The organism is Fusobacterium sp. DD2 (assembly GCF_018205345.1).
Taxonomy (GTDB): Bacteria; Fusobacteriota; Fusobacteriia; order Fusobacteriales; family Fusobacteriaceae; genus Fusobacterium_A.
On the sequence record NZ_JADRHM010000011.1, the window covers coordinates 1 to 14,341 of the forward strand.

The window sequence follows — 14,341 nt, forward strand, 5'->3', positions numbered from 1 at the left end:
TATCGTTGCTTTTCTAACTTCAAAAAACGTATTCTGATAATTAAAGAATTAATAGATATTAATACATGTAATATTTGAAGTTTGAATTTATTCAGCTTTTTTTGTAATGCCAAAATTTAAACATTAATGAAGATAAAGAATGATTTAATAGAAAAAGAAAAAGATTTTGATAACTCAGTTAGATCTGAATCATCAAAATCTTATGAATTTTTATTTTATTTTAGTTCATTGACATTATTTGACAATAAATCTTTTTATTTTAATCTAGTACATAAACGGAATTTAACAAATAAGTACTTTTTCTTCAATAATTATCTGCCATCTTTTGGTCTTCAATAAATAATTATTAATTAAAATTTTAAATTGAAATGTATTCCATAATTAATATCTGATTTACGACCTTTATTGTATTCCGCTCTCAAAGTTACTCCATAATTATCTGTTTTTTCTATTCCTATCTCTGCTCCAAGTGATAATCCAAGTCTATCTGCCTTTGGTTCAGAAAGTTTATAATATTCTGTATCTGCTTTTTTAAGTTTTGCTTCATTTGCTTTGGTATAAAGTTTATTCATATCATAATCTACTTCAGAGTCAGCCTTCAAAATAACTTGTTTATTCTCTCCAAATGGAATTCTATATTTTGTTTCTACTCCAACATTAGGTGTAGTGATAAAATAATTATTATCTTTTATCTCTAAAGCTAAAGTATCATCTTTTTCCTTTACTGTACTGAAATGTCCATAAGAGAAATCTACTCCTGCATATGGTTTAATTGTCCATTGAGTAGTTATATCATAATCATACATAACTCTATTTTTCCAAGATAAATTTGTAGAGTAATATGTACTTCTAACTCTATAAACATCATTTCCCAATTGCATATATCTTTTTGCCGAATGTCTATTAAGTGTTAATTCTGCTCTTGTCAAATATTTAAGTTTTACATCTTCATCGTGTTTATTCAATGCTTTTTGATAATGAACACCTACTTTTCCAGATAATATTCTCTCTTTTGAACCTCTATTTGTTTTTCCTTCAAAATCAAACTTAGTTTCTGTAATTCCAGCAGACCAACCAAATTTTCCACCATAAGAATAACGTTCATTATCACGTAAATATAGAAGTCCTGTTGAGTTATATTTGTATCCAGCCACACCAAGTGTATTATCTCTATGTTTTCCTCTTGCATTTATAACACTAAATTTATTTACATTTCTTGTAACATTATATGATGACAATAATTCTTCATAAGATCTGTCATAAATATTTTCCACAGTTCTCATTCTCTCTTGAATATTTGAATATATATCCCCTCTTATATCTGCCAAGGCACTTGCAAATTCTTCATGAGTAGTTATTTCATCTAGAGATTTAAATTCATTTGAAACTTCAGTCTTAGGTATTGAAAGTCTAACTTTTTCTAAACCTAAACCTAAGTTTTTATATCTTTCACCTTTGATAAGATTTTGATATGGAATTCTTACCATAGTTATATCTCTAGTTTCTGTAGGTGGTACCAAGTTTGGATCACTAGATATCTTAGCAATCCATGATACAGAAGCAGATTTGATATCTCCAGTAAATGTTCCTATTCCCTCTGGAGCTACTCTAAATACATCAGGAATTGTATATTTTTGTATTGAATTTCCAGAAGTAAAGTTTGGAAGAATATATGCCAATCCTTCAACATTATCAGCTTTAATTACTGGTTTTGAAGTACTTATATCAATTCCCAAACCATCCATTGTCAAATCACCTTTTATGTGAACAATTCCCCCTGTTATTATTCTATTATCAATAGTAACTTTTCCAATTGATGTTATCTTTATTCCGCCTACATTTGCATCACGAACACCTTTTAATTGAATTTTATTACTTGTAGCGTCTACTGTTATTTTTCCTTCACTTACAAGACTTGCTATCCCACCAAGATATACTCCAGATGCTCCATTAGATAAATTAATTTCACCCTTATTTATAATATTTCCACTATAAGAAACTATACCCATAGATGGATTCTTTCCTTCATTTGTACTTCCGTCTACATTTATTTTAGCATTTTCTTCAATTAATATTTCATGAATTCCAGAACCTCCCATGATACCTATACCACCATTTGATACATCGAGAACTGCCCCTGATTTCAATGTTATTGATGCTGTTGGAACTCCGCTTCCATTTTGCTCTTTATATGCATATAGCCCTACTGATAGAGGTTTATCAACAATCATATGTCCAGTGTATTCTACTTGTGAATTTTCTCCAAAAATACCTATTGAGTTCTTATTTAATGCAGGATTATCAAATCCACCTTTACCTATAGTTGTTTCTCCTACATGAATATCTCCTTTGTAAGAGATAATTGTTTTCTGTCCATATACACCTACAGCTTCCTTTCCAAGATTCATATTTGTATTTTCTACCTGCAGTCCATCTTTATTTGTTCCTAAATAATAGATTCCATACCCTTTATCTAAAACTTCTAAATTTGAATTACTTACCTTCATGTTTCCTGTTCCTTTTTTGTAGATACCGATAGAATCTTTTCCTACTGTCATACTTCCAGATATTCCATTAATAGTTATATTTCCAGATCCTAGAGATAAAACCCCTATACTATCATGTTCACCAATTGTCATTTTACTTCTCGATTTTACATTGATATTAACATTTTCACCATAGATACCAATTGCTTTATCATTACCAATTGTATGAATTCCTGAAGATACTACATTTGCTCCACTATCTTTTGCATAGAGTCCAACTCCACCATCACCAACAATTATATCACCATTTGAAGTTATATTTTTAGTACCTGCAACTCCAATACCGTTCTTGCCTACCTTGATATTTGAATTATTTACAATTTCGGAATTTTCAGTAAATATTCCATATGAATTCTCTCCAATACTAATATTTTTGCCAGAAGTAGTTTCTATCTTTCCACTTCCGTTTTTATATATTCCTATTGAATTATCACCAACTGTCATATCTCCTACAATATTTATATTTCCTTTTTCACTTGCATAGATTCCTTTAGCTCCGTTATTTCCTACATTTAAATTATTAGCAAGTTTTATATCAGCATTTTTACTTCGAATACCAATACCACTATCTTTTACAGTAATGTTTCCTTTAACATCGATATTTCCTTTTCCATAGTAAGAATCGATATTTTCAGATAAAATACCTATACCATTGGAATCAACAGTTATATCTTTATCAACTGTTTGTTCCACTCCAGTATTTATACCATATATACCTACATTATTTTCTCCAACTATTATCTTTCCAGCTGTTGATATTTTTCTAATATTAGAAGTATCAGAATTTGTCGAATATATTCCAACTGAAGTATCTGCAGAATTATTGTTTATTACAATTATATCTCCATTATTCATAATATTTTGATCAGCTGTATTATATACTCCTATATTTTTTCCAGAATTTATTCTTAGTCCTCTAAGCTTAATTCCATGTCCAATTCCTTTTGCATATACACCTATTTGTCCTGTAGCGTTGCCTTCCCCAAGTACAATTTCTGATGCATCGACCATATGTGTAATATCTTCAAAAATATACCCCTTTGTATTATTTCCACTTAAATGAGTCAATGTTCCATAAGATGTAACATTTCCTTTAGCATATATACCTACTCCACCATTAGAAACATTTACTTTAAAATTTTCCGATATGTCAGCAGGATTACTAGTATCACCTTTTGCATAGATTCCTATTCCGTTAACACCATTTACTTTAATGTCTGTAGGATTTGTCGTACTTACTTTACCTCCACTGACTGCAAGAGCAATTCCATTTTCTCTAACAGCTAGACCACCATCTAGATTTTCCAATTCAATATTACTTTTTTTGTCAGCATAAACAAGAATTGAATCTCCAGAATCTGATTTTATACTTCCACTATCAAATTTTACTGTACTCTCTTTTACATAAACTCCTATTGAATCTTTTCCAAGGACAATATCTGTTTTTGAAATAGTTCCATGAGCTTTTTCTGTGACAATTCCGATTCCTCTTTTTTCTTTATTCTCTGTATTTCCAATTACAATCTTATTTTTATTAGTAGAATCAAGAGCGAATTCTCCATTTTCAAATATTACTCCTATTCCATCTTTTAAAGAAGTAAATTCAAAATCTTTAATACTTGTTTTAGATTGGTTACCTTTTACATAAAGTCCTTTTTGTCCTGTCCCTTTTGACTCTATTTTTCCAGGATTAATAATTTCATTTGAATCAAATTTATTTGCAAATATTCCTATTGAATCATCACCTGTTAAAATAATGCTTTTACTTTCTACTTTAGTATTTTTATCAGCATCTTCATTTGTTGTATATATACCTATACCAGAAGTTCCCACCTCTATTTTATTATTTCTTACTGTGGCACCTTTTGCATAGATTCCTATTCCATTTTTTCCTGATAAAGAAACTATTGATCCATCATTTCTAATTTCAACCTTATTAGGACTAACTCCTTTTACAGACGCTGCCATTCCTATAGAATTATCTCCATTCAGATTTATCTTTCCATTAGGTCCAAGATTCAATAAATAATTTTGTAATGAACTATTGTATACTCCATATACCCCTACTCCATCTTTGGCAACAGGTATAACAGAGTCAATCGTTGAATTTGAATTATTTAGAGTTATAAAACTTCCCTGTCCTTCAATTATAAGATTTGAACCAACATTAATTTCTCCATCTTCTTGATAGATTGCTGTCCCTTTAGAATCTCCAAAGACCATTTTTGTATTTCCAGCATTTCCTATATCAACTTTTCCTTTTTTGATGACAATTCCTGCCCCGCCATCAATATTAAATGTTGCATTATCTGTTTTAAATTCTGTTTTTTCAGGAACTAATACTCCTATTCCTTTTCCAACATTTAATTCTCCACTATATACAACTTTTGTTGTCGTACTCACATCACCACTCTCAAGTGATATTCCAATAGTTTTTTCTCCCTGTTGTTTAACATTTGCTTTTATAGGTCCATTATAGCCTTTTCCTACATAGATTCCTATTCCAAAATTATTTCTTTCTCCATTACCAACTATTATCTTTGAATTATTTCCAAAAATTACACTTGAATCTTTCAGATACACACCTATATTTCCTATTCCATTCACTGCTGAAATCTTTCCATCAATCTTTGTTCCTTCGTCTGCATACAGAGATATGGCATTTTTTATACCTGAATTTACTATTGGCATAATATCAAAATCTATTACTGAATTAGCTGCATATACTCCAACTGCTGAATTAGCTGTTAATTTTAAATTTCCAGCTTTAATATTATTTTCTTTTGTATTTTTAAGAGCTAGAGCAATATTTTGTGATTCTATTTCTCCTTTATTTTTAAAATGAGCATTTTGTCCATTTACATAAACTCCTGTTGATTTAAGAGTATCTTTATTTAAAGAAATAATTTTTCCACTATTTTCTCCCACTGAAGAATCAGCAACATACATTCCAACTGCATCTCCAGTTACTTCTATATCTTTATTATTTATAACTTCACTTTTCAATGCTCCTGAGTCTTTTACAGCTGCCATACCAACAGAAAGAGAACTAGGTGTTATAAGATCCTTTATAACTATTTTTCCACTATTAATTCCAGTTCCATTTGCCACATAAATTCCTGAAGATTTATCACTATTTCCCTCTATATTTATTCCAGCAATATTTTCAAATTGAGAATTTCCTGTCAAATATGTAGCAACATTTTCAGTTCCTGCTAATATTCCTATATTTTTAGAATTCTTAATATGTACTCCTCCAGCGATATATAGAGCCATAAGATTATTTCCACTACCAATATTTAATTCAGTATCATGATTAAGTTCTCCATTTACAGTTCCCTTGTTATAATATACTCCAACTGCATTTGTTCCAGTTGTATCATTTTTTAAAGAAAGAACCCCTCCTTTAAGATTACTTCCATTTGTAAGATAAATTCCTGTTCCACCTTTAGAAATTTCAATATTATTAGTTCCATCAATATTAATAGTTCCATGATTTCCATATATTCCTATCCCTTTATCTTGAGCCTTTATCGCAGAATTTTTTATTTTAATATTACCATCTGCAAATATTCCAGCTGTTCCTTCATTTTTAGACAGTATTTCTGAATTTTCAAAACTATTATAAATATTTTTTTCATTTCCACTATTTTTAGCATAGATTCCTATACCCTTATTTTCAGTTTCTACTTTACCTTTAAAAGTATTTACTACGCTACCATTATTATTGGCAACTGATGTGTCCATGTATACTCCTATAGTTCTATTATCTCCTACAGAAGTTTCACTAGGATTTACATGAAGATTCTTCAAAGTAATTGTACTTCCTTCTGTATTATATCCTTGTAGATATATCAATATATTTTTGTTTTCAGGCTTTTGATTAAAAGTCAAATCAGAGTCTGTTATATTGGCATTTGATCCAGCAAGATATACTCCTATACTTTCTTTTGAATCTGAGCTAAATTCGATATTCGAAGTATCTTTCAATTCCACTTTTGCTTTATTTCTTCCATAAATTCCAACTGTATTCTTATTTTCTAAAGTTATCTTACCTAAATCTTCAACTTTCTTTTCACCTTCAGCATATATTCCTACACTTTTTTCTCCTTTAAGCTGAATTTGGGCATTTTTTTGTAAAACTATATCATTATTTTTACCTACTATTCCTGTAGAATTATTACCAACTTCAAATGTAAACGAATCATTTCCATTACCATAAGTCAACTTCTTCTCAGTAGCACCTGCAACTCCAACACTATTTTCATTAATCTTTCCAGATACAAGTAGATTTATATCCCCAGATTTTGAATAATATGCTGTTATATTATTCGAATCCCCCACATTTACTTTTGTTTTCATATCATACGAAGCCAAATTTTGAGTATAATCAACAAATAATCCAATATTTCCATTCTTTGCATTTGGATTTGAAAGAGTTAGGGTACCTGATGAAACTGTACTTTTATTTTGATCTCCTGCTAAATATATACCAATTCCATTATCACCATTAAAAGTAACTGTTCCCAGATCTTTTGTTTCTTTTCCAACTTTTGAATCGCTACTATATATTCCAATTCCTTTGTTACTGATATTTATATTTCCTAATTCTGGTGTTATTATAACATTATGTCCATATATTCCTATCCCTTTATCTCCAGTTGTTATATTTCCAGTATTTATTATTACATGATTTGAATCTGCTAAGTTTGTATTATTATTTTCAGCATATATTCCTATTGCGTTTTCTCCAGACATTTTTATGTCTTTGCTATTTGTTATAGAAATATTTCCTTCTCCAGTTTTCCCACCAAATTCATTTTTTATTAGAGCTCCATTATCAAGTCTATATGCCAGTCCTAAAATACCTATAGAATTGTTTCCTCCAACTTCTATTGCTCCTTTATTTGTAACAATTGAACCATCTACTGCATACACTCCTATGGCTTTATTATTTACTGTATTGCTTCCTTTTTCTACTAGTATTTTAGATTTATCATCTATATCCACTTTTCCATAGTTTATAAATAATCCAACTGCACCATTTCCTGCATCAGTTCTATCTGCTTCTACTGTAGCATTTGCTAAATTTATCTGTGTTTCTTCAACTGAAGTTGCCTTTTTACTTGAATTTCCTTCTAATGCCACAACTTGATCATTAAAAAATTCTGAATCCTTTGAATTTAGCTTTGCAGTAACATTATTATTAACATTTATTTTTAATCTTTGTCCTAAAAATCTTCTAAAGTAATAGTTAGATGGACTCTCTAAATTATTATCACTCTTATTTAAAGCAACATCTATATCTAAATTTCCACCATCTACAGCTGCTAATCTATATTTATCATATTTACTTCCATCAGCCTTCGTTCCTGCTTCAATAGTTATATTGGTTCCAACTTGATTTTTTACATCATCTTTTATTTGAGATACTCTAATTGTTCCTATATTTACAAGATTAAATACATTTACATCATCTGACATGACTGTTATTTTACCATTTGTGAATGTAACAGGGTTACTTATATTTTTATTCAATTCCATCGCTATAGATTTCCCACGTAAAATAATATTCCCATTTGTAAGATTTATTGTTCCACCATCTTTTGCAAATACAGAATATCCATTTCCATCATAATCCAAAGTAGCACCTTGTGCATTTACCTGCGAATTATTACCAATTGCTAAAATTGATGTAGCTCCTTTATCGATTTTTATACGTTGATTGGATATATTTATTATTCCACCATCTTTTGCAATAACTGCTGTTCCTTGATTATCATCACTTTTTATAGTAATCGTTGGATTTCCATTTTTATTTATTCTTGAAAAATCAATAGTTCCACTATTCTGAGCATAAAGTGCTACTGAATTACCACTTAAATAAAATAAGCTGTTTTCTGGTAACTTAACTTGAGAGCCTTCTGTGTACATTACAACTGAATTATTTAAAAATTTATTTTCGCTACCAACCTTTACATTCCCAGTGATTTTTAAAGAAGATGAAGTATTTCCCTTAAGAAGTCCTATTCCATTTCCTTCCCCATCACTTATAATTATATCTCCATCGAAAATAATTTTTGCCGAATTTTCGATTCCAAAAGCGATATTATTTTTTCCGCCATCTATAACAATTTTATTTTTTATATTTAAATCTTTATTTTGAACCGTGTTAAAAGTTCCTTCTTTAGCATAAATACCTATACTTTCTTTTGCATAATTATTTATTGCTATCAAAGTAGCTGCTTTAGTTTCCTTTCTTTGATCTTGCAATATTCCTATAGCTTTTTCTACATAACTTGCGTCATTTCCATTAATGTTTCCAAAATCTTGAGGAGGTTCTTTTCCAATTGTAAAATTCACAAGATTTTTTACATTTCTAGCTCCTTCTCCTGTATTTTTTGAAACAAATCCTATAGACTCGTCTCCTAATAAATCTATAGATTTTTTAAGGTATACAAGATGACCATCTCTCATGGCACTATTACCTTCATCTTGTGAAAAGAATACTCCTATCCCCTTTTGTCCTCTAACTTTTATTTCTCCATCATTTATAAATCCTGCTCTTCCAGAAGATAGATATTTATATGCCCAACCAACAATTATTGACCTTTCTCCATCAGCATACATTTTCCCTGTATTCGAGTATATCCATGCTTTTGCCTGACTTGTATCTGGACTATGCTTAATTATAATGCTATCAGTTCCCTTAGCAGTTATTATTCCCTCATTATCAATAAAATTCGTTCTATAATTACCGTCATTATGTGAAGTAGTAAAGAAATAATTTGATTTACTTGCATTTAAATTTATTTTTCCTTTATTAATAAATAATAACTCCTCGTCAGGGTTATCTCCTACTATTCCTGAATATGCTTTATAAGTTTTTAATAGCTTATTTTTATCAGAATCTATATATCCTCTATTTTTATATTTTTCTATAGTCCCATACTCACCAGTTTTTAATTTAACTCGACCTTCAGTTTCTAAATCTATCACTTTATATTCTGGTTTATTTACATTTATTACAACATCTCTACTAAATTCTGAATACGGTACATTTAGAAGAGTACTAAAAAATATCTGGTTTTCGTATGTTCCATTAGAAACTGTCTCGCTTTGATTACTTTGAGATTTTATATATCCTATATCTTTTGCAATACTGGCATCTCCTTCATAACCTTCAACTTTTGTATTATCAGCAATTGTGATAATACCTTTTTTTACAGATATTTGAGATATCATCCCAGCATTAGTTCCCCACCAAATAGAATATCTATTATAACTAGGATTGGCACCTCCTCCTGTAAGCTCAGGGGATTCAATTTGGGGTACTACTATCTCTTTTATTTTTGGTATATCCGGTTGAGCTATAAGTCTAGGGTTGAATCCACCAGGCACAGACGGAGCCTCTACAGTTGGTGCATTAACTTTTACTGGCTCAACTACTTTAGGCTCATTTATTTTTATATTGATTGCTTTAATTTCTGCTACATTTACAGGTGTCAAACTTGAAATATCACTTGGTTTATCCACATGGACACTTGGTATATTAGGTGTTACAGTCTTTACCAGTTGTGGATTTTTAACATTTGGAGTTTCAATCTCTATTACTGGCTCTAAAGGAGGATTAAAACTTACCAATGAAACCTCTTTTTTAATTATGTTTGGTACAGATAACTGTTTTTCATCAACACTTTTTGGTTTTATGTTAGCTCCAAAATCAATACTATCTGTAAATTCTATCCTATTTTTTATGACTCCATTACTTCCATAATATGTTCCATCGTATATAGTATCCCATTTGTTTAATGATTGTGGAATATTTGATGTATATTCGCTAGAATTAAAATTTGCTTTTGTTCTATTTTTATTCTCTGTTCTTTTGTTCCAAATTCCATTGAAAAACACTTGGTAAGAAGAATCTAATGACTTTATCCAAAAGGCTCCTCTTCTTAACAATTTTTCAATTTCTAGATTTAAGTTATCTATCTCACTTTTATTTTCTTTTATTATTTTTTCAACATGTTCTTTTTCAATTGAAACCTTAGCTGCTAATTCTTCTCTTGTAGGTATAGCTTCACTTATCTCTGCTGAATATCCTATCGCTCCTGTGATTAGAAAACTTACCAAAAGTGATGTTGAATAAGTTATTCTAGATGATTTTTTCACAAATCGTTTTAATATTTTTTGACTTTCATTTAAATATTTATTCCCCATTTTTCCTCCCTTGTAATAGTTTGATATTTTATTTATTTAAATGTATATTATAACTAACACTATTTATCCACAATAGAATCATTATTTAGTTGTATTATACCTCTTTTTCTAAACTTTTCAAACAATAAATTATAAAATATAATGTGACACAAAAATATAAAGCCCATAACTATTTCATGTGACATGTTAATAACCACAAAAATGATATGATAATAATAAAAAGGTATGTAATGAACCCTTTTTCTTAGACACATATTTTACTTATTAACTGACAAGGATTGATTCCTGTATTTTGCAGGACTTAATCCTTTTAATTTTTCCTTAGTTCTTCTGTTATTATAATAATCTATATACTCTTCTATCGCTAATTTTAATTCTTTTATATTCCTATAATTATTTTTTGTCCATAAAATATTTCTTTGATTTTATCAATGATATCTTTATTTTTTAAATCAGTATCCTGCTTATTCAGATAAAAATAGTATGTAGCTCTTGCTATACCAGATATTAAAAGTAATATTTTTAAAGGATATTTAGCTCTAAGTTCAGTTATTACTCTGACTTTTTGTTCTTTGCTAACTCTTCTTCCTGAACAAGAGCATTCAACTTTTTTAAATACTCATTTTCTGCTTCTAAATACAAAATTTTATTTTCTAATTCTTTAATTTTATCTTCTTTAGTTAGTGTTTTCTTAGTTTTTTTTATTTTAGTCATAGTTTTAGCCTTTCTTCCTCTTTTCTTTTCTATGACATTATAGCAGTTTTCTTTGTATTTTTTAATCCAATTTATTAACTGTCCATCTGAACTAAGCCCAACATCAAGCGCTACTGACAAAATAGCCTCATTATTCAATAAAACCCTATTAATTGTAGATTCTTTAAATTCCTTAGAATAATGGTTATTTTTGCCTTGTCTAAGAATACCATATCCATGTTTTTTTAGAAGTCTAACTAAATACTCCAATCTATGAAAATTTACCTTAAATTCTCGACCTAACTTTCTTAAAGATTCACCTTTTAATTTTCTTTCATAAATTTCAATTTTTTGTTCATTTGTTAATTTAGCCATAAAAAAATTACACCTTCCATCTTAGTCGTCTAAGATTTTGGGTGCAGTATAGAAAAGAAACTTACCATTATATGAGAACTGAGCCAAAAACATTGAAAAAATATAAAGAATTTGTTACCAATACTCTTCTAACGACATACAATAATGGAATGATAGAAGGACCTAATAATTTAATAAAGAGTGTTAAAACATTTTCTTGTAGATATTATTGCTTTTCTAACTTCAGAAAACGTATTATGATAATTAGAGGATTAATAGATTTTAATACATACAATATTTAAAGTTTGATTCTCTTCAGATTTTTTATAATAATAAAATTTAAATATTAATGAAAGTAAAAAGTGATTTAATAGAGAAAGATTTTGACGACTCGGTTAAACCCGAATCATCAAAATCTTATGAATTTTTACCTTATTTTGGTTCAGCAATACTATTTGACAAAGAACCTTAATCTTTTACTATTTACAGAAAAAGTTTCACATACTCACTACTTGAAGATAGTTTGATTATCTACTATTTTATCTTTGATATTGCATCATTTACAGCATCTATAAATCCTTCAGATGTGTATGAAGCTCCAGAAACTATATCAAGACTGTCAACGTCATGAGTTTCTTTTAACTTAGCAATAAGTTCTTCTATTGCTGGAGTTGCTACTGCATCAGTATCTCCATGTTCGTATTTAACATCAAGTATTTTTACTTTTCCATTTTCTTTTTTAGCAGCGATTTGCACTTTTATAGTATCAGCAAATCCATCTCCTTCACCTTCATATATCTCAGGAGCATTTATTTTTTCCATAACAAATGCAACCAATCCAACTACGATAAACGCAATTACGCAATACTTTCTTATTTTTTCTACGTTCAATTTTTCCTTGCTATCTTGATTCAGATAGCTCTACCTCCTTGTTTTTATTATATAAAATTGAAATATTATTTTTATAATGTAACATCCTCTATATCACCATATGTAAGGTACATATCGTCAGTTTCATTGACACTTGCACTATATTCACAGTCAAGTCTTATATTTTCCTTTAGAGGAACTCTCTTTATCTTAAACTCTTTTGACTTTTTAATATTCTTTTCAAAATCATCATCAGACAGCATAAAAGGCTCTCCAAATACCTCATCCTTTTCTAAAAGAGCTCCACAGTGCTCACAGTGGTTGGCAAAAACCTTTCCAGATATCTCTGAAATTCCTGTTTTCACTGGATAGTTCTCCTTTAGGTATTTTAGCATAAATGGAGGAATCTCCTTCTCATTTTCAATCCAGGTGATATACATATTCTGCTCACCATCAAATCCTGACATCTCATTGATGTACACAGGCTTTGTCTTTTCATCATCACCATATATGGCAAATATCTCTACGAATTTTTCTATTCCAAGGCCTATTATACCAGTCTCCTGATTACAGTTTTTACATGTTTTGGTACCTTGGATAATATAAATATAGTCACACACTATTGTAGTAACATCTTTTTTCTCTCTGATTATCCATTTGGCAAAATTGATATATTTTTCAGGGTCTGCATCTGTATACCATAGCTTCCTTCTCTTATCAAATTTTGCTCCAAGTTTCTTTGCTGTTTCCTCATCAGAAGATGATACGTCTAAATACAGTTTCTTATTCATACTTTCCCCACCTTTACAGGTCCCAGACCTTAAAAAATTCCACGATAAAATAACCATATATATCTTAATATTACTTCTTAATGAAAATGTGAACATTTTTTATAATTATAACATATTTTTTCCCATTGACAACAATTTATTTACGAATTTAGTTCTGATTTAATTCCTGTTCCAAATAGTACTCTATTTTTCTGATATCCAGATATGTATCTATATCTACAGAGTATCTTTCCTCAATTATGTAAGAAAGACGACCATCATTTAGACTTGTATTTAATCCGAAATCCTTATCAAGCTTCTGAATATAGATTGCTCCATCTACTCTATAGAATTTTGGAAAGTCCTGTCTTCTCATTGTACTATTGACATTTAGAAGGTTGTGAACTGTACCATCTTCATTGATTGTTCTCATAAGTACAGGGTTTTCATCTACCTCAGTAACACTTACAAGGGATTTTTCATTACTTGCAAATAGCTTTTCAATGGCCTCATCTATATGCCATGGCTTTCTAAGTGGCACTGTATTTTGAAGAAGTACAAGATAGTCATACTCCTCTCCATGTTCCTTTAACCAGTTTATTGCATGAACTACAGCATCTATGGTCTTTGATGTATCAAGAGCAAGTTCAGGTGGTCTCATAAATGGTACATCTCCACCACATTTTACTGCTACATCCTTTATTTTTATATCATCAGTAGAAATAATGGTTCTATCTAAGTATTTAGAACCTTTTGCACACTCAATAGAGTACTGGATAAGAGGTTTTCCATATATCTCTATTATATTTTTAGAAGGTATACCCTTACTCCCACCTCTTGCTGGGATAAGACCTAATATTTTTTTCCCTTTATACATTTTAAATCACC

At 29.6% G+C, this 14,341-nt stretch carries 6 protein-coding genes; all 6 read right to left on the minus strand.

Annotated features, from left to right (window positions below):
- Positions 1-350: 350 nt before the first annotated feature.
- Positions 351-10,766, minus strand: a complete 10,416-nt coding sequence (locus tag IX290_RS02855) for an autotransporter-associated N-terminal domain-containing protein (RefSeq protein WP_211491698.1) — start codon at positions 10,764-10,766, stop codon at positions 351-353.
- Between the two features lie 257 nt (positions 10,767-11,023).
- A complete protein-coding gene (locus IX290_RS02860) occupies positions 11,024-11,179 on the minus strand; it encodes an IS3 family transposase (RefSeq protein ID WP_211491726.1) in 156 nt (51 codons plus the stop codon).
- Between the two features lie 139 nt (positions 11,180-11,318).
- Positions 11,319-11,834: a transposase gene (locus IX290_RS02865; RefSeq protein WP_211491699.1), complete on the minus strand. Its 516-nt coding sequence runs from the start codon at positions 11,832-11,834 to the stop codon at positions 11,319-11,321.
- A gap of 513 nt (positions 11,835-12,347) precedes the next feature.
- A complete protein-coding gene (locus IX290_RS02875) occupies positions 12,348-12,704 on the minus strand; it encodes an FMN-binding protein (RefSeq protein WP_249168820.1) in 357 nt (118 codons plus the stop codon).
- Positions 12,705-12,775: 71 nt separating this feature from the next.
- Positions 12,776-13,474, minus strand: a complete 699-nt coding sequence (locus IX290_RS02880) for a DUF5710 domain-containing protein (protein ID WP_211491701.1) — start codon at positions 13,472-13,474, stop codon at positions 12,776-12,778.
- Between the two features lie 148 nt (positions 13,475-13,622).
- Positions 13,623-14,330, minus strand: a complete 708-nt coding sequence (locus IX290_RS02885; RefSeq protein ID WP_211491702.1) for an acylneuraminate cytidylyltransferase family protein — start codon at positions 14,328-14,330, stop codon at positions 13,623-13,625.
- Positions 14,331-14,341: the final 11 nt, after the last annotated feature.

Excerpts from the sequence above, each read along its gene's own strand:
- IX290_RS02855 (WP_211491698.1), bottom strand. The coding sequence starts at position 10,766 with ATGGGGAATAAATATTTAAATGAAAGTCAAAAAATATTAAAACGATTT.
- IX290_RS02865 (WP_211491699.1), bottom strand. The coding sequence starts at position 11,834 with ATGGCTAAATTAACAAATGAACAAAAAATTGAAATTTATGAAAGAAAA.
- IX290_RS02880 (WP_211491701.1), bottom strand. The coding sequence starts at position 13,474 with ATGAATAAGAAACTGTATTTAGACGTATCATCTTCTGATGAGGAAACA.
- IX290_RS02885 (WP_211491702.1), bottom strand. The coding sequence starts at position 14,330 with ATGTATAAAGGGAAAAAAATATTAGGTCTTATCCCAGCAAGAGGTGGG.